The 17,651-nt window shown below is 71.8% G+C and carries 15 protein-coding genes; 6 read left to right on the forward strand and 9 right to left on the reverse strand.

Going from position 1 to position 17,651, the window contains the following annotated elements; all coding sequences use genetic code 11:
• Positions 1–92 precede the first annotated feature (92 nt).
• The 4 genes from ACFXJ5_RS15885 to ACFXJ5_RS15900 all read right to left on the reverse strand — a co-directional run bounded on the left by ACFXJ5_RS15885 (position 93) and on the right by ACFXJ5_RS15900 (position 4,450).
• On the reverse strand, positions 93–584 hold the full coding sequence (locus ACFXJ5_RS15885; RefSeq protein WP_384630969.1) for a VOC family protein: 492 nt from the start codon (positions 582–584) through the stop codon (positions 93–95).
• Between the two features lie 38 nt (positions 585–622).
• Positions 623–1,399, reverse strand: a complete 777-nt coding sequence (locus ACFXJ5_RS15890) for an SDR family NAD(P)-dependent oxidoreductase (RefSeq protein WP_384630970.1) — start codon at positions 1,397–1,399, stop codon at positions 623–625.
• Between the two features lie 192 nt (positions 1,400–1,591).
• The gene (locus ACFXJ5_RS15895) at positions 1,592–3,277 is read right to left on the reverse strand and encodes an MFS transporter (RefSeq protein WP_384630971.1); all 1,686 of its coding nucleotides are present in this window, start codon (positions 3,275–3,277) and stop codon (positions 1,592–1,594) included.
• A gap of 111 nt (positions 3,278–3,388) precedes the next feature.
• Positions 3,389–4,450, reverse strand: coding sequence for a CaiB/BaiF CoA transferase family protein (locus ACFXJ5_RS15900; RefSeq protein ID WP_384630972.1), 1,062 nt, complete (start codon positions 4,448–4,450; stop codon positions 3,389–3,391).
• Between the two features lie 145 nt (positions 4,451–4,595).
• Here ACFXJ5_RS15900 and ACFXJ5_RS15905 point away from each other — a divergent pair, with 145 nt between their 5' ends.
• Genes ACFXJ5_RS15905 through ACFXJ5_RS15925 form a run of 5 tightly spaced genes read left to right on the forward strand, consistent with a single transcriptional unit; the run spans position 4,596 to position 10,376 of the window.
• Positions 4,596–5,825: a cytochrome P450 gene (locus ACFXJ5_RS15905; RefSeq protein WP_384630973.1), complete on the forward strand. Its 1,230-nt coding sequence runs from the start codon at positions 4,596–4,598 to the stop codon at positions 5,823–5,825.
• Positions 5,826–5,850: 25 nt separating this feature from the next.
• The gene (locus ACFXJ5_RS15910; RefSeq protein WP_384630974.1) at positions 5,851–6,972 is read left to right on the forward strand and encodes an epoxide hydrolase family protein; all 1,122 of its coding nucleotides are present in this window, start codon (positions 5,851–5,853) and stop codon (positions 6,970–6,972) included.
• Positions 6,973–6,985: 13 nt separating this feature from the next.
• A complete protein-coding gene (locus tag ACFXJ5_RS15915; RefSeq protein WP_384630975.1) occupies positions 6,986–8,218 on the forward strand; it encodes a cytochrome P450 in 1,233 nt (410 codons plus the stop codon).
• Positions 8,215–9,243 carry a zinc-binding dehydrogenase gene (locus ACFXJ5_RS15920; protein WP_384630976.1) on the forward strand — a complete coding sequence of 343 codons (1,029 nt, stop codon included), beginning with the start codon at positions 8,215–8,217 and terminating at the stop codon, positions 9,241–9,243. Before ACFXJ5_RS15915 ends, ACFXJ5_RS15920 begins: the two co-directional genes overlap by 4 nt.
• A 23-nt stretch (positions 9,244–9,266) precedes the next feature.
• Positions 9,267–10,376, forward strand: a complete 1,110-nt coding sequence (locus ACFXJ5_RS15925) for a winged helix DNA-binding domain-containing protein (RefSeq protein ID WP_384630977.1) — start codon at positions 9,267–9,269, stop codon at positions 10,374–10,376.
• 88 nt (positions 10,377–10,464) lie between these two features.
• Here ACFXJ5_RS15925 and ACFXJ5_RS15930 read toward each other — a convergent pair whose 3' ends face one another.
• Genes ACFXJ5_RS15930 through ACFXJ5_RS15940 form a run of 3 tightly spaced genes read right to left on the reverse strand, consistent with a single transcriptional unit; the run spans position 10,465 to position 12,976 of the window.
• Positions 10,465–11,502: a ketoacyl-ACP synthase III family protein gene (locus tag ACFXJ5_RS15930; protein ID WP_384630978.1), complete on the reverse strand. Its 1,038-nt coding sequence runs from the start codon at positions 11,500–11,502 to the stop codon at positions 10,465–10,467.
• Positions 11,503–11,504: 2 nt separating this feature from the next.
• On the reverse strand, positions 11,505–11,744 hold the full coding sequence (locus ACFXJ5_RS15935) for an acyl carrier protein (protein ID WP_384630979.1): 240 nt from the start codon (positions 11,742–11,744) through the stop codon (positions 11,505–11,507).
• 38 nt (positions 11,745–11,782) lie between these two features.
• The gene (locus ACFXJ5_RS15940; protein ID WP_384630980.1) at positions 11,783–12,976 is read right to left on the reverse strand and encodes an NAD(P)/FAD-dependent oxidoreductase; all 1,194 of its coding nucleotides are present in this window, start codon (positions 12,974–12,976) and stop codon (positions 11,783–11,785) included.
• A gap of 148 nt (positions 12,977–13,124) precedes the next feature.
• Here ACFXJ5_RS15940 and ACFXJ5_RS15945 point away from each other — a divergent pair, with 148 nt between their 5' ends.
• Positions 13,125–14,648, forward strand: a complete 1,524-nt coding sequence (locus ACFXJ5_RS15945) for an amino acid adenylation domain-containing protein (protein WP_384630981.1) — start codon at positions 13,125–13,127, stop codon at positions 14,646–14,648.
• Positions 14,649–14,720: 72 nt separating this feature from the next.
• Here ACFXJ5_RS15945 and ACFXJ5_RS15950 read toward each other — a convergent pair whose 3' ends face one another.
• Positions 14,721–16,034 (reverse strand): cytochrome P450, encoded by a 1,314-nt coding sequence (locus tag ACFXJ5_RS15950; RefSeq protein ID WP_384630982.1) that lies wholly within the window; start codon positions 16,032–16,034, stop codon positions 14,721–14,723.
• Entirely contained in the window at positions 16,031–17,509 is a 1,479-nt protein-coding gene (locus tag ACFXJ5_RS15955) for an alpha/beta fold hydrolase (RefSeq protein WP_384630983.1), read from the reverse strand. Before ACFXJ5_RS15955 ends, ACFXJ5_RS15950 begins: the two co-directional genes overlap by 4 nt.
• Positions 17,510–17,651 lie beyond the last annotated feature (142 nt).

Genomic DNA, 17,651 nt, shown 5'->3' on the forward strand with positions numbered 1-17,651 from the left:
CCGCCTGTGGTTGGTGACGGCGGCTGGTACGGTCACGGTCCGACGGGCGCCCGGATTCCTGCTGGAGAACGGGTCGGCGTCGGCGTCGGGTCTCAGGGCCTGCTGCCGGCCAGCCAGGCCTCCATGGGTGCCTTCATCTCCGTGGACAGCAGCTCGACGCGGATTCCGCCGAGTCCGCGGTGGTAGACCCACATCAGCCGGCCGTCGGCCCGGAAGTCGTTGGAGGCCTCCACGGGAAGGCCCTGTTCGACCAGCGCGGCGGACATCGCCTCGATACGGTCCGCCTCGGCCCAGTAGCCCACGTGGTGGGCTCCGTTGCTGCCGTCGGAGACCCACACGGTGCCGGGTATCTCCTCGACGAGTTCCAGACGCGGCTCTTCCAGGGACAGCACGAAGCGCTGGGCGGCCCGCTGGACGCCGCCCGGGGTCAGGGCGGTGACGTCGAGTTCCATGACGGTGGTCCAGTGGTAGCCGGCCAGCTCGCTCAGGGTCTTCATCGCCAGGTCGAGGTCGGGGACCACCAGACCGGTGTGGAACAGCAGATCCGGGTCGAGGACGCTGCGTTGTGCGGAGGTGTGCTCCATCGGTTCCTGCCTCTCCTCTTGTCTTCCGTTGTCGTCCGTCACACCTGGCGGGCGCGCTCCAGATCGGCGCCGCCGTCCATCGTGATGATCTGGCCCGTCACCCAGTGGCTGGCGGGGTCGGCCAGCCGGGTTATCCACAGCGTCACGTCCTCCGGTACCCCGGTCTCGCCCAGCGGCACGCCCTTCGCGACCTGGGCGAACATGCCGTCGACCTGGTCGGCGGACATGCCGCTGTTGACCTCGTAGATCTCGGTGCGTACCCAGCCGGGCGCCACGGCGTTGACCCTGATGCCCTTGGGCGCGAGCTCCAGCGCCCAGCTGCGGGCGAAGCTGTTGACCGCTGCCTTGCTGGCGGCGTACACCGATGCCACCGGGGTCGGGTTGTGTCCGGCCGGGCTGGTGACGAAGACGATGTTGCCGCCCGGGGAGCGCAGCGCCGGAAGCAGCCGGCCGGTCAGCAGCACCATGCCGAGGACGTTGACCTCGAAGACGTCGCGGGCGTCCGCCGGGTCGAGGCTGTCCACCGGGGTGATGCGGTGGATCCCCGCGTTGTGCACCAGCACGTCGATGACGCCGCCGTGCGCACGTACGGCTTCGGCGACCGCGTCCGCGCCCTCGGGGCTGCTCACGTCGGCCTGTACGGGTACCACGGCCGGGTGCAGCGCGGCGGTCTCCGCCAGCCGGCCGGCCCGGCGGCCGGTGACGATGACGCTGCTCGCGCCGCCTTCGGCGAAGGCCAGCGCCGTGGCGCGGCCGATGCCGGTACCGCCGCCGGTGACAACGACGTGCTGGTTCGCAAAGGGCTGGTCGGTCATGCCTTCGTCCTCTCCAGTGGCGCGGGGATGTCCGGCGCGGACACCGCCATCAACGCAGACCCGCCTGGAATCCGGGTCGAAGCAGCCCCGGCCCGCACGCCGGACACCCGGAAGGCCGGACACGCGGAAGGTCCGCACCACCGCCGTCGGTGGTGCGGACCTCGTGTCCCGCCGGGTTGGGGCCGCCGGTCGTTACGCCCCTGCCTCGTCCAGCCGCATATTGCGCGGCACCGAGAACATCAGCAGGAACGCCAGGGTGACGATGCCGCCGAAGACCCACAGGGTGGTCCGCAGGCTGCCGGAGAAGGCGTTGCCGGTGGCGTCCGCCACGTACGGCGCCAGGACGGCCGCGGTCTTCTTGTCCTGCAGCGCGGGCGCGGTGCAGGACACCGGGACGACCGAGGCGTCCTTCTCCTTGGCACGGTCGACCGCGCAGGTCCGGTAGGCGGTGGCCACCGAGCCGGCCTGCCCCGGAGTGACCGCCGCGGAGGCGACCAGGTCCTTGCGCAGTTGCGGCAGTTGGTCGTCGATGCTGTGGGCGGTGTTGGCCGCGAGGCCGCCGAAGAAGACCACGCTGACCAGCGCGCCGCCGATGGCGAAGCCGAGCTGGGCGTTGGTGTGCACGACGCCGGAGGCCGAACCGGCGTCCTTGCCCGGGACTTCGGAGATCACGATCTGCGGCAGCGGGGCCGCGATCAGGCCGAAGCCCATGCCGACCAGCAGCATCGGCACGATGAGCTCGACGGAGCTGACGCCGCTGCCGTAGTGGCTGGAGACCCAGACGTAGCTGAGGACGCCGAGCACCACGACCACGCCGCCCGCCTGGAGCACCTTGCGGCCGAACTTGGGGACCAGCGCGACCATCGCGGCCGAGGAGGTCAGGAAGGCGCCGATGCAGAAGGGCAGGCTGGTCAGGCCCGCTCGCATGGGGGACCAGCCCAGGCCGACCTGCATCCAGATCGTCCAGGCGATGTTGAACATGCCGATGCCGATGTAGAAGGCGAGGTTCACGCCGAGACCGGAGGAGAAGCTGCGGATCCGGAACAGGTCGAGCTCGACCAGCGGCGAGCCGTCCGTGCGGATCTTGTGCTTCTGCCAGAGGACGAAGGCCGCCAGCACCGGCACCGAGGCCACCATGGAGACGTAGCCCCACACCGGCCAGCCCAGCTCGCGGCCCTGCAGCAGCGGGAAGATCAGCAGCAGCAGGCCCACGGTGGCCAGGACGACGCCCCGGACGTCGAGCTTCAGGGCGTGCGGCGCCTTGGACTCGCGGATGACCTTCGGGGCGTAGAACATTCCGAGGATGCCGACCGGCACGTTGATCAGGAAGATCAGCCGCCAGTCGAGACCGAAGAGGTTCCACTCGACCAGCGGGCCGCCCGCGGACATGCCGACGGCCGCGGCGAGGCCGGCGACACCTCCGTACATCGCGAAGGCGCCGGCCCGCTCCTTGGCGGAGAAGGTGACGTGGATGATGGCCAGGATCTGCGGGACCATGATGCCCGCGAAGGCGCCCTGGAGCGCCCGGGATGCCACCAGCTGCCAGGGCTCCTGGGAGAGGCCGGCGCTGAGGGAGGCGAGGGTGAAGCCGACGACACCGATCAGGAAGAGCTTCTTGCGGCCGTAGATGTCGCCCAGGCGGCCGCCGAGGATCAGCATCAGTGCGAACGAGAGCTGGTAGCCGACCAGAACCCACTGGATGACCGAGTAACCGGCCCCGAGTCCGTGCTGGATGGCAGGTGAGGCCACATTCGCGATCGTGCCGTCGAGCATGTCCATGAAGGCCGCGACCAGCAGCACCAGCAGGGCCATCCACCGCTTGGGGTCGGCCGTCGCCGTCTCCGGGGGCGCACCCGCCGCCGTCTCTTCCGTTTCCACCTCCGTCTCCGTGGACGGAACCTGCTCGGACGAAATAGCCATGATGTACCTCTCTGGCTCGAGGGGGGATTCCGGTACGGCCGACAAAAGCCGCGAAGCAGTGTCGGTAGGTCAGGATGAGGCCGGTGCCTCGAATTCCGCTTGAGTGCGGCTGAAGCGCGGTGCCGGAGTGGCGGGACCGCTGCCGCGGGCCACGTGGTGCGGGTGGCTCGCGGCCTCGGCGAGGCTGAGCACCGGGGTCACGCAGGCCTCGGTGCCCTCGAAGACCGCCGCCCAGGCGTCCCGGTCGCGGTCGGCGAAGCGGACGGTGAACGCGCCGCGCAGGGCAGGCCAGTTCGCCGGGTCGTTACGGTCCGGAAGGCGCCCGGGGTCGAGACCGAGGCCGTGCAGCAGCGCCGCGTAGAAACGGTCCTCCAGCGCGCCGACCGCCACATGCCGCCCGTCGGCGCAGGCGTAGCAGCCGTAGTAGGGCGCCCCGCCGTCCAACAGGTTCGCCCCGCGTTGGTCCCGCCACTGGCCGGCCTCCGTCATGGCCAGCAGCATCCCCAGCGTCGCGCCCACGCCGTCCACGATCGCGGCGTCCACGACCTGGCCGAGCCCCGACCGCTGCCGCTCCTGGAGGGCGGCGAGGACACCGGCGACCAGCAGCAGCCCGCCGCAGGCGAAGTCGCCCAGCAGGTTCAGCGGGGGCACCGGCGGCCCGCCCGCCTCACCGATGGCGTGCAACGCGCCAGTGAGGGCGAGGTAGTTGATGTCGTGCCCGGGGGTCCGGGCGAGCGGGCCGTGCTGGCCCCAGCCGGTCATCCGGCCGTAGACGAGGCGGGGGTTGCGGGCCAGGCAGTCGTCGGGTCCGATGCCCAGCCGCTCGGCGACGCCGGGCCGGAAGCCCTCGACCAGGACGTCGGACCGCTCCACCTCGCGCAGCAGCCGCGCCACGTCCACGGGGTCCTTCAGGTCCAGCGCCAGCGTGCGCCGGCCCCGGTCCAGCTCCCGGTGCCAGTCCGCGAAGGCCCGGCGGCCGTCGGCCCGGTCGACGCGCAGCACGTCGGCCCCGAGGTCGGCGAACATCATGCCGGCGAAGGGGGCGGGCCCGATCGCCGCGAGTTCGACGACCCTCAGTCCCAGCAGCGGCCCGGTCGCGGTGCGGCGGGCCGTACTCAGCGGAATGCGCATGCCCGGGAACGTAGGACGCCGGGCTGGAGAGCCCCTCGGCCCGCCCTGGAACGGGCCGTCGGGGGCTCGACCGGTGCCCGAGCGCGACCGGGCACCGTGAAGCAGCCACGAGTCACGACCGAGGGGCCACGAGGAAGGATCCACTGTGACAACCAGTGCCATAGAGCCGGGCGCCCCCGCCGAGGCGGAGACCAGCACATTCCCCTACCGGCGGCAGTGCCCCTTCACCCCGCCCAGTGAGTACGCGGAGATGACCGAGAAGGACGTCTCGCAGGTCACGCTGACCGGCTCCGGTCTGCGCATCTGGACGGTGACCGGCTATCAGACGATCCGGGAGCTGCTCACGGACCCCCGGGTCAGTGCCTCGCGCAGGCATGACAACTTCCCCTTCTACTTCGTCGCGCCGCCGGAGTACCGGACCGAGACCTCCTTCATCGGGTACGACGGCAAGGACCACGCCTCGACCCGCCGCAAGGCCGCCATCACCTTCACCAACCGGCAGGTCCAGCGGCTGCGTTCGCGGATCGAGGAGATCGTCGACGACCACCTCGACCTGCTGCTGTCGATGGCGCCTCCGGTCGACTTCCACCGGGTGTTCTCGCTTGCCGTACCGATGACCGTGATCTGCGAACTGCTCGGTATCCCGCAGGACAAGCACGACTTCTTCATCAAGCACGGCACGGCCCTGCTCGGCGGCCACAGCAGCACCGAGGAGCGGCAGGCGGCGATCGTCGAGGTCAACGCCTATATCAAGGACCTCATCGAGCTGAAGAAGCGCGAGCCGGGCGACGACCTGCTCAGCCGGGCCATGGACGACTACGAGGCCTCCGGCGAGGAGTACACCGACCGCGACCTGTTCAACATGGTGCGGCTGCTGATGAACGGCGGCCACGAGACCACCGCGAGCCAGATCTCGCTGGGCACCGCCTACCTCCTGGAGCACCCCGACCAGCTGAAGAAGCTGCTGGGCGACCCGGAGCTGGTCAAGCCCGCCGTCGAGGAACTCGTACGGATCGCCACCATCGGCGACACCGCCGTCCCCCGCGTCGCGCTGGAGGACATCGAGATCGGCGGCCAGACCATCCGCAAGGGCGACGGCATCCTGTGCCTGATCCTCGCCGCCAACCGCGACCCGGAGGTCTTCCCCGAGCCGGAGAAGGTCGACATCGAGCGCGGCAGTCGCAAGCACCTGGGCTTCGGGCACGGCGTGCACCACTGCATCGGCGCCGACCTCGCCCGCCTGGAGCTGGAGGTCGTCTGGAGCAAGCTCTTCCAGCGCATCCCGGACCTGAAGCTGGCCAAGCCGTTCCTGGAGATCGAGCGCAAGGAAGGCGCGGTCATCTACGGGCTGTGGGAGCTGCCGGTCACCTGGTGACGACGGCGACAAGGAGGAACGACTCATGACCACCGCCATCACGCCTTTCCGCGTCGCCTTCCCCGAAGCCGACCTCGCCGACCTCCGGGACCGACTGGACCGGACCCGCTGGCCCGACCGCGAGACCGTCGAGGACTGGTCGCAGGGGGTACCGCTGGCCTACGTCCGGGAGTTGGCCGCCCACTGGCAGCGTACGTACGACTGGCGGGCGGCCGAGGACCGGCTGAACGCCCTGCCGCAGTTCCGTACCGGGATCGACGGCCTGGGGATCCACTTCCTGCATGTGAGGTCACCGCATCCGGAGGCCAAACCGCTGCTGCTCAGCCACGGCTGGCCGGGCTCGGTCATCGAATTCCTCGACCTGGTCGGCCCGTTGACCGACCCCGAGGATCCGGCGGACGCCTTTCACGTGGTCTGCCCGTCGCTGCCGGGCTTCGGCTTCAGCGACAAGCCGGCGGCCACCGGCTGGACCGTGGAGCGCACCGCCGCGGCCTGGGCGGAGCTGATGGCCCGGCTCGGCTACGAGCGGTACGCGGCGCACGGCGTCGACTGGGGCTCCTTCCTGACCGGGATCCTGGGCGAGACGGACGCGGCGCACCTCATCGGCATCCACATCGCGATGCCGTTCGCCAGGCCGCCCCAGGAGCAGGTGGAGCTCGACGCCCGGGATCTCGCCGGGCTCGCCGCGCTCAAGGACTTCCAGGCCAACGAGGGGGCGTACTCGGTGCTGCAGGCCACCCGGCCGCAGACCCTCGGCTACGGCCTCGCGGACTCCCCCGTCGGCCAGCTCGCCTGGATGACCGAGAAGTACTGGGCCTGGAGCGACCACGACGGCGACCTGGAGAAGGTGGTCCCCCGCGACCGGCTGCTGGACGCGGTGACGCTCGCCTGGCTAGCCGGCACCGGTGCCTCCTCCGCCCGCATCTACTGGGAGAGCCACAACAAGATGGCCCTCGGGCGCGTCGACGTCCCCACGGCCTGCTCGGTGTTCCCCAAGGACGCCCGGATGCCGCGTGCCTGGTGCGAGCACCGTTTCACCGACCTGCGCCGCTGGACCGACCACGAGCGCGGCGGCCACTTCCCCGCGCTGGAGCAGCCGGAGCTGCTCGTCGAGGAGCTGCGTTCCTTCTTCCGCCCGCTGCACTGATGGAGGCTCAGCCATGACCGGGTTGACCGGTGAACTGCCCGAATTCCCCTTCCCCGGTACGAGTTACCGGGGTCCCGACCCGGTCTTCACCCAGCTGCGCGCCGAGCGGCCCGTGGCGCGGGTGAACTGGAGCGGCGGCGGCCACGCGTGGCTGGTGACCCGCCACGAGGACGTCAGGGCCGTCCTCGACGATCCCCGGTTCAGCCGGGCGGCCTCGTACGCGCCGGACGCCCCCACCTTCAGCGGCCTGTTCCAGGCGCCGCCCGGGATGATCATCTCACTCGATCCCCCGGACCACACCCGGCTGCGCACGCTGGCCGAGCAGGCGTTCTCGCGGGAGCGCATCGAGGGCATGCGGCCCCGGGTGCGGGAGCTGGCGGGCCGGCTGCTGGACGGCCTGGAGAAGGAGGCGGACGGCGGCCGGGTGGACCTGGTGGCGGGGTTCGCGGCGCCGCTGGCGATGGCGGTCATCTGCGAGCTGCTGGGGGTGCCGGAGGAGGACCGGGAGCAGTTCGTCACCTGGGTGCGGCAGTTCGCCGATGTCTCGGGGCCGGAGGAGCTGGCGGTCGAGGGTCGCGAGAAGCTCGGGGCGTACATCGCGGGCCTGGTGGCCGGAAAGCAGGCGGCCCCCGCCGACGATGTGCTCTCCGCGCTGATCACCGCCCGGGACGGCGAGGACCGGCTCGGCTTCGAGGAGCTGGTCGGGCTCGGCTACACCCTCCTGGGCGGCGGCTTCGACTCCTCCGCCGGCCAGATCTCCAACTTCGCCCTGACCCTGCTCGCCCACCACCCCGAGGTGTGGCGCCGGCTGGGCGAGCACCCCGAGGAGATCCCGGCCGCCGTCGAGGAGTTGCTCCGTACGGTCAACCTCACCGGCAACGACACCTCCGGCCTGCCGCGCATCGCCACCGAGGACGTGGCCATCGGCGGCGTGACCATCCCGAAGGGCGACGCGGTGTTCCTGGCCTTCGCGTCCGCCAACCGTGACGAGTCGGTCTTCACCGAGCCCGGCACCACCGACTTCGGCCGCACCGACAACCCGCATCTGGCCTTCGGCTACGGCATCCACCGCTGCCTCGGCGCCCCCCTGGCCCGGGTCGAACTCGCCGTGGCGGTCGAAGAACTGACCCGCCGCTTCCCGGACGCCCGGCTCGCCGTCCCCGAGGATGAACTCCTCTGGCGCATCGGCGACGTCAACCACAACCTGGTGGCCCTCCCCCTGGACCTGCGAAGGAGTACGTCATGAGCACCACGCTGCCCGCGACCAGCTGGGAGGTCCGCCTGGCGGCCTATCCCGGCGACGAGGTCACCCTGGACCACTTCACCGTCGCCGAGGCCGAGTTGGCCGAGCCCGGCGAGGGGGAGGTCGTCGTACGCAACGACTGGATGACCCTGGGCTCGGTCGCCCGCGACCAGATGAACCCCGCGACCAAGCTGCCGATCCCGATCTTCCAGCCGGGCGTGGCCATGTGGGGCCGTACCGTCGGCACGGTCGTCGCGTCCAACAGCCCGCTGCTGGCGGTCGGCGACCTGGTGGAGCACTTCTTCGGTTGGCGTGAGTACGCCGTCGGCCGGGCCGAGGGCTTCTTCCCGCGTGACCGGGCCCAGCTGCCCGGCCCGGAGTACTTCCTGTCCCAGGGCCCCACGGCCTGGATGGGCATGGTGGACACGGCGGCGGTCGGCGAGGGCGACGTGGTGTTCGTCTCCGGCGCCACCAACGGGGTGGGCGCGCTCGCCGGGCAGATCGCGAAGCTGCGCGGGGCCAAGCTGGTCATCGGCAGCACGGGCTCCAAGGAGAAGACCGACTTCCTGACCAAGGAGCTGGGCTTCGACGCGGCCTTCGACTACCACGACGGCCCGGTCGTGGAGCAGCTCGCCGCGCTGGCCCCCGACGGGCTCGACGTGGTCTTCGACAACGTCGGCGGCGAGCAGTTCGAGGCCGCCGTCGCGCTCGCCGCGCGCGGTGCCCGCTTCGCGCTGTGCGGCGTGCTGTCGGGGCAGCACGGGGCCGGGGACGGGGACGACGGCGGCAGCCCGCGGCTGCCCCTGATGGCCGCCATCACCAAGGACCTGACCCTGCGCGGCTTCGCCACACTGCACACCCCCGACCAGATCGAGGGCTGGAACGCGCGCTTCGGCACCTGGCTGCGGGACAATCGCATCGTCTTCCCCCACACGGTGGCCGAGGGCGGCGTCAGGGAACTCCCCGAGGCGTTCCTCGGCCTGCTGAACCGCAAGTACAGCGGCACCGTGCTGGTCAAGCTCTCCTGAGAGAACGCGGAGAACGCGGACACATGACAACAGCATCACCGGGCGGACGCGTGCTGGACCGCCGTACGCTCAACCGGGCGCTCCTGGAGCGGCAACTGCTCCTGGAACGCGCGCCGCTGTCCGCCGCCGGTGCCATCGAGCACCTGGTGGGCATGCAGGCCCAGGCGCCCAATCCGCCGTATCTCGGGCTGTGGACCCGGGTCGACGGCTTCCGCCTGGACGACCTCGCCGCTCTGGTCAGGAGCCGCGAGGTCGTCCGCGTGGTGCTCATGCGCGGCACCATCCACCTGGTCACCGCCCAGGACTGCCTCGCCCTGCGCCCGGTCCTGGACGCGGCCCTGGAACGCGCCCTGAACGGCACCTTCGGCCGCCGGCTCGACGGCCTCGACCTGGCCGAGGTAGCCGCGTTGGGCCGCCGGCTGGTCGAGAAGGAGGCGCTGACCTGGGGCCGGCTCGGTGTGCTGCTCGCCGAGCGCTGGCCCGACCGGGACCCCTTCGCCCTCGCCAACGCCGTACGGAACCTGGTGCCGCTGGTCCAGGTGCCGCCGCGCGGGCTGTGGGGCGAGAGCGGCCAGGCCACGCACACCACGGCCGAGTCCTGGCTGGGCCGCCCGCCGGCCGTGGACACCACGCCGGACCGGATGGTCGAACGCTATCTGGCGGCCTTCGGCCCGGCCACGGTCAAGGACATGCAGGCCTGGTCCGGCCTGACCCGCCTGGGGGCGGTGGTGAAGCGGCTGCCCCACCTGCGGACCTTCCGCGACGAGAACGGCCTGGAGCTCTGGGACCTCCCCGACGCCCCGCTGCCCGACCCGGAGGTGCCCGTACCGGTGCGCTTCCTGCCGGAGTTCGACAACATCCTGCTCTCGCACGCCGACCGGGCCCGCATCCTGACCGAGGAGCAGCGCCGGCTGGTCTTCACCCGCAACGGCCTGATCAGGTCGGTCATACTCGTCGACGGCTTCGTCCGCGGCCTGTGGCGGATCGAGCAGCAGCGCGACACCGCCGACCTGGTCGTCGAGCCCTTCACGCCGCTGTCCCGGCAGGAGCGGGAGGTGGTGGCCGAGGAGGGCGGGCGGCTGCTGGCCTTCGCGGCGGCCGACGCGAAGACGTACGACATCCGATTCGTCTGACCCGGCGTACGACCGCGTACGACCGCGTACGCAAACGGATGGGGGGAGGGGCCGGTCGGCCCCTCCCCCCATCCGTATCCGCCGGTCGTCACCAGCCCGGGGTCTCCAGGATCTCCAGGACGACCGTGGTCCAGACGTAGCCCGCCCCGGCGGCCTGCAGCACGACCACGTCGCCGGGCCGGGGGTCGCGGGTGGCGAGCACGTGGTCGAGGCCGAGGACCGGGTCGGCGGTGCCGACCATGCCCTTGCCCAGGCCCCATTCGTGGGTGGTCTTGCCGCGGTCGACGCCCAGCAGGTCGTACAGGCCGTGGGTGACGATCGACAGGGCGAGGTTCTGGTGCAGGAAGAAGCGGACGTCCGAGAGCTCGACCTCGGCCTCCGCCAGCGCCTGCTTCAGCGACAGCTGGACGCTGGAGGAGATCTTCTCGATCGCGTCCTCGAACTCCATGTCCTCGGCGAGCAGATAGTCGCTCTTGCGGTCGCTGACCCCGATGGTCCGGCCGTCGGCGAACGGCGCGTCGGTCCACTCGGCGCCGCTGCGGCCCATCGGCTCCAGCGAGGAGTCCGCGTACGAGTAGGTGGCGCGGACCCGGGCGAAGCCGCCCCGGGAGGACAGCACGAGGGCCGCGGCTCCGTCGCCGTCCACGTTCTGCTCGTCGGAGGCCCACCGGTCGAGGTAGGGCAGCCGGAAGGCGTCGCCGCCGGTGACCAGGGCCGCGGTGACGTCCGGGCGGGCGGCGACGTAGGAGGCGGCGAGTTCGAAGGCGGCCAGCATGCCGTTGCAGCCCTGCCCGACCTCGATCGCCGGGCCCGGGCCGCCGACGGTCTCGCGCTGCACGAAGCTCGCCGGGGTCCACATGTCGAGCCCCTGGTGGCCGATGTAGCTGTGCAGCACCAGCCCGAACTCCTCGGCGGCGTGGCCGGACCTGGCCACGGCCCGGCGGCCGGCCTCCGCCGCCATCGTCGGACCGGTCTCGCCGGGGGCGGCCACGTGGACCGAGCGGAAGCCGTTGAGGGACCGCTTCTCCTGCGTGTAGCGGCCTGCGGCGATCGCCTCCTCCGCGGTCTCGACACGCTCGGGGAGGTAGGTCCCGGTGGCGGCTACGTAGAGGTCGTTCCAGCGCATGTTCAGCTCTCCTTCAGGGCCGCGGTGAGGTACGTGGCGAGGGCTTGCGGGGTCGGCGCGTCGTAGATGCGGCGGACCGGGATCCTGACGCCGTGCGCGTCACGCACCCGGCGGGTGAACTTGGACGCCAGCAGCGAGTGCCCGCCCAGGTCGAAGAAGCTGTCTCCCGCCTCGACGTCGGGTATCCCGAGGATCTCGGAGAACAGCCTGCAGAGTTCGGTTTCCCACTCCTGTGTGGTCACTGTCGGTCTCCGTTGTCGTGATGACGTGATGGGGGTGGTCAGGAAGTGACCAGCAGGTCGTGCAGCTCGTCGTCGTACAGGTCCTCCACGGACATCGCCCCGGCCGCCACCGCGAAGTAACGCTCCGTCAGGTCGGCCGAGCCGCTCAGCACCCGCAGCATGTGCAGCCGCTCGGGGGTGACTTCGAGGCGGCTGGTGAACAGGGTGTTCCGATAGCCCTCGAAGAGCTCGTCCTGCACCTGCCCGTCGTAGCGCAGCAGGGCCTCGTCGAGCTTGGCGGGGTCGCCGTCCACCGTGCCGGTCACCGCCGCGGCCAGCAGGTCCGCCTGGAGGAAGGCGTCACTGATGCCCCGGGCGGTGATGGAGTCCTTGTGGTGCGCGGCGTCGCCCACCAGCGCCCAGCCGGGGCCGCCGGCCCGGCGGAAGAAGTTCTGCTGGTCGCCGGTGCCCTTCAGCCGCTCGACCCGCTCGCCCCGTTCCGCGCGCTCGTACAGGGCGGGGGCGGTGGTGCGGATGTTCTCCAGGTAGTGCGGCAGCGCGTCGGCCCGCACCTCGTCGAACTCGCTCTGCGGGAAGTAGGCCGCGATCAGGGTCGCGCCGTCGTTGGTCGGCACCGAGCCGATCCAGCGGCCGGGCCGCTCGTACAGCTCGAAGCTGGTCTCCAGCCCCTGCCAGTACGTGTAGTAGATGCAGCTGTTCAGGGGGTCCTGGACGGTGTACGGGGCGCCCACCGCCTTGGCGAAGGCCGACCGCATGCCGTCCGCACCGACCACCAGCCGGGCCCGCTCCTGGACCGGCTTGCCCTCCCGGGAGCGGCAGTCGACGCCGACGACCCGGTCACCGTCGAAGACCGGCCCGGAGACCGAGCAGCCCTCCCGGAACTCGGCCCCGGCGGCCACGGCCGCCTCGATCAGAATGCTGTCGAGCAGCTGCCGGCGCGGCGCGTAGGCCGCGGTCTGGCCCTCGTGCGGCAGCGCGGCTCCGTCCAGCCTGACGTCCTCGACCTGGTAGACCATGCGGTCCAGGGCCGGGCAGCCGGTGGCGCGCACGGCGTCCAGCACACCCCAGCGCGCGAGCCGGGCGATCCCGGGCTGGTGGATGTAGTGCGTGGAGAGCGTGTCGCTGGGGAACCGCGCCCGGTCGACGAGAAGTACCCGGTAACCGGCCTGTGCGAGGAGCAGAGCGGTGGATGCGCCCGCGACACGGGCGCCGACCACGATGACGTCGTACATTCCGGACCTCCGAGACGGGAACACCTGACGGGCACCGTCGCACGCCCGGCTGGAGACCTGCTCGACCCCCGAAGCGCCCCGGTCCAGGGGGAATCGAGCCGCCGCACGGACCCTCGTTGCCTGGGAAACCGCGAGAGGAGAGCCTGCGATGACAACGGTGACCGAGCTGTTCCGGAGCCGGGTGGCCGAGGCCCCCGGAGCCGTCGCGGTCGCGGCCGGCGAGGAGCGGATCACGTACGCCGAGCTCGACGCCCGGTCCGACGCGCTGGCCCACCGGCTGGCCGGCGAGGCCGGGGTCGGCCGCGGTGACCGGGTCGGGGTCTGCCTGGAACGGTCCCCACGGCTCATCGTGGCGCTGCTGGGCGTACTCAAGGCGGGCGCCGCCTATCTGCCCATCGCCGTGGACGAACCCGCCCTGCGGGTCGCCGACGTGCTGGCGGACGCCGAGGCGACCGTCATCCTGTGCGACCCGGAGGAGCGGGAGCGCTTCACCGGGACCGGGGTGTCCGCCCTGGAGGTCCCGGAGGCCCCGGAGGTCCAGGAGGTCCCGGAGGCCCAGCAGCGGCCCGACGGGGCGGTGGCGGAGGCAGGCCCGGCCCTGGCCGAGCCGGGCGACCTGGCGTATCTGATGTACACCTCGGGCTCCACCGGCCGCCCCAAGGCCGTGATGGTCGAGCACCGCAACATCACCAACCTGGTGACCGAGCCGAACTACGTGGACCTGGGCCCGCGGGACCGGCTGTTGCAGCTCGCCCCGGTGGCCTTCGACGCGGCGACCTTCGAGATCTGGGGCGCGCTGCTCAACGGCGCGCGGCTGGTGCTCGCTCCCCCGCGCCAGGTGCAGGCCGAGGAGCTCGGTGAGCTGCTGCGGGACAACGGCATCACCGTGCTCTGGCTGACCGCCGCGCTGTTCCACCGGCAGATCGACACCGACATCGAGGCCTTCGCGGGCCTGGGCACCGTGCTGGCCGGCGGCGACGTGCTGTCGGTGGCCCATCTGCGCACGCTGCGCGCGGCCGTGCCGGGCCTGCGGATCGTCAACGGCTACGGACCCACCGAGACCACCACCTTCGCCGTCTGCCACCGCATCGGGACCGACGACGACCTCACCCACGCCGTCCCGATCGGCACCCCCATCCAGAACGCCGACGTGGCGATCGTCGACGAGGCCGGGCGGCCGGTGCCCGACGGGACCCCCGGGGAGCTGTGGATCGGCGGCGCCGGGGTCTCACGCGGATACTGGCGGCGGCCCGAACTCACCGCGAAGGCCTTCGTGGACGGGTTCTACCGCAGCGGTGACCAGGTGCGGCGGCGGGCGGACGGCGTCATCGAGTTCCTGGGGCGGATCGACGACCAGTTCAAGCTGCGCGGCTTCCGTATCGAACCCGGCGAGATCGAGAACGTGCTGACGGACCATCCGCAGGTGCGCGGCGCGGCGGTCGGCATCCGGGAGACCCACCTCGGGGACCGCCGGCTGGTGGCCTGGGTGGTGCCCTCCGGCGAGCGGCTGGACCGGCGCGGGCTGCGCGCGTATCTGCGGGACCGGGTCCCCGAGCACATGATCCCGTCCGGCTTCGTGTCCCTGGACGAGCTGCCGATCACCACCAACGGCAAGACGGACCGCAAGGCGCTGCCCGCGCCCGACTGGACGTCCAAGTCGCTGTACGTCTGAGCCGTACGGCCAAGGGCGCGTACGCCGAAGGGCCGCCGGCACCGTGGGGTGCCGGCGGCCCTTCGGCGTCTGTCACCAGGTGACCGGCAGGGCGGCCAGGGCGTGGTTGATCTCGCCCTGGTGCCAGGGCAGTTCGGCCTCCGGGACGGCCAGCCGCAGATCCGGGAAGCGCCGGACGAGACCGTCGATCGCGATCTCCAGCTCCATCCGGGTCAGTTGCTTGCCGAGGCACAGGTGCATGCCGTGGCCGAAGGAGAGATGGGGGTTGTGGGCGCGGGCCAGGTCGAGCCGGTCGGGGTCGGGGAAGACCGATCCGTCGCGGTTGGCGGCGGCCAGCGCGATCACCACGGCGTCGCCCGCGGCGACCTTGACCCCGCCGATCTCCAGGTCCTCGGCCGCGATGCGCGGGTTGCCCGCGGTGTCGGTGGAGAAGAGGTTGACGTGCCGCAGCAGTTCCTCGACGGCCACCGGGATCCGGGAGCGGTCCTCGGCCAGCCACTGCCACTGGTCGCGGTGGTCGGTGATGAGCGCCAGGACGGAGTTGGCGAGCTGGCTCGCGGTGGTGTCGAAACCGGCGCCGATGAGGGTGAACGCGAAGGTCACCAGCTCCTGTTCGGTGAGCCGGTCGGCGTTGTCGCGGGCGGCGATCAGGTCCGAGAGCAGGTCGTCGGTGGGGTTGGCGCGTTTGTCGGCGACCAGCTCGATCATGTACTCGTTGAGCTTCGCCAGCCCGTTGACCGAGTCCGAGTCCTCCCCCTGGTCGTCGACCGTGACGAACTCGCGGGCGTTCACGGCGAACAGCTGCAGCACCTTCATGGGCACGCCCAGCAGCTCGCCGATGACCGTCAGCGGCATCGGCACGGTGAACCGGTCCACCAGATCGACCGAGCCGACCGGACCGGTGCCGTCGGCCAGTTCGTTGAGCAGCCGGTCGGCTATCCGCTGGATGCCGGGGCGCATCTGCTCGACGCGCCGCGCCGTGAAGGCCCCGGCCGCCAGCCGACGCAGGCGGGAGTGCTCGGGGGCGTCCATCGAGATGATCATCTCGGGCGTCGAGGTCATCGCCCCGCCGATCCGGGGCGCCCCCGGCGCGACCGTCGCGGCCCGGCTCAGGCGGGGGTCGACCAGGGCCTCCCGCGCCGCCTCGTACCCGGACACCAGCCAGGCGTCCACCCCGCCCTCGGTACGCACCCGGGCCACCGGGCACTCGGCCCGCAGCCCGGCGTAGCGCGGGGCCGGGCCCCGGTACGACGACCCGGCGAAGGGGAACACGTCCGTGGGCCGGTCCTGGCCGTGTTCCGCGGCTTGCCCGTTGTCCCGGACCTGATCGTTGTCCGGGACCTGATCGTTGTCCGGGGCCTGCTCGGCCTCGTGAACGGTCGTCACGACGACACCTCCGCGTTCGCCGCCACTCGGTCACGGTCGGCGGGGATGTCCGGGCGGGCGGCGGAGCCCGGGACGGTCGCGCCGGGGGGCGGCAGTTCGCCGTCGGCGAGGTAACGGTGGACGAGGGCGTCGACGGCCGGGTTGCCGCCGAGGACGTAGACCTCGTGCTCGCCGGAGTCCTCGACGGTGACCAGGCGGTGCCCGAGGCGTTCGGCCATGGCGACCCCGCCGGCGTAGTGGTCCATCGGGTCGCCGTCGGCCTGCACCACGACGCCCACCGGGTAGCCCTCGCGGACGATCGGGGCAGGCTCCTCGGGGGCCGTGAAGGTACGGAAGGCGCCCACCCAGGGCTGGGCGCGCAGCACCCCGTAGCCGTACGGGAAGCGCTTCCGGAAGTCCCGCATGTCCTGGTAGTAGACCTCCAGGTCGGCGGGCCAGGCGTGCTCCAGGGTGATGGCCTCCAGAACGCCGCAGCGCAGCGAGCCCTCGCTGTCGCCCGGGCGCCAGGTGCCCTGGCCGGAGAGCAGGGTGGTGACCTGGTCGAGGTCGCCGGCGACGTTGGCGGCACGCAGCAGGCCCACCAGGCGGCCCAGGGACTCCCACTGGGAGCGGTCTGCGGCGCGGTTGCCCACGGCACCGTCGAAGAGCGTACGGAGCTGGTGGTCGGGCGCCTGCGCGTCCAGACCGCTCACGACCTCCTCGACGGCGGCCAGCACCTGGGAGGGCGTCGTGCCGAGCCCGAAGCGGCTGTCGCGCTCGGCGGTCCAGAGGGCCCAGGCGTCGACATTGCGCTGCACCGCGTCGCCCTGCCAGAGGAACTGCTCGCGCCAGGTCCAGTCGGGGTTGACGCTGGAGTCCAGGACACTGCGGTCGAGGTGCCCGGGGAACAGGCTGCCGTAGACCGCGCCGACGTACGCCCCGTACGCGTAGCCGACGAAGCTCAGCTTCTCCTCGCCGAGGGCGGCCCGGATGACGTCCATGTCGCGCGCGGTGTTGCGGGTGCTGATGAGCGGCCGCAGGTCGCCGCCGGCCCGCTCGCAGGCCAGTTCGCGCAGCCGCATGTCCTCGGCGATCGCCTCGAAGGCGGAGTCGGGGGGCCGGGAGTCGAACGAGGCCTTGGGGATGGTGACTTCGGCGTGCAGCGGCGTGGAGTAGCCGGTGCCGCGCGGGTCGAAGCCGATCAGGTCGTAGACCTCGTGCACCGGGGTCCCGGCGAACTTCTCCGGCAGGGCGCGGCCCAGGCCCCAGTCGCCGCCCGGGCCGCCGTTGACGGCCAGCAGGATGCCGCGCCGGCGGGCCGGGTCGGTGGCCCGGAGGCGGCTGACGGCGATGGCGATGCGTTCGCCGTCCGGGTCCGCGTAGTCGCGCGGGACCTCGATGGTGGCGTATTCGAGCCCGTCGGGGGACGGGCTGGGGGTCCAGACTGGTTCGCGCTGTTCGTGTGGTTCGCGTGGTTCGCGGAAGGTCACAGGCACCGTTTTCTCCCTTTTTTGAGGGCTCGTTCGCCTCCGCTGCGCTCAGTCACTGTCGACAGTCGATCGTGCTCGCTCGCTCGTTCCTCGCGAACTGCGCGCGTTCTCTTTTTCGACAGCGACCGCTCCGCTTCGGCTCACTCGC

The sequence above is a fragment of the Streptomyces sp. NPDC059373 genome (assembly GCF_042751495.1).
Lineage (GTDB): Bacteria > Actinomycetota > Actinomycetes > Streptomycetales > Streptomycetaceae > Actinacidiphila.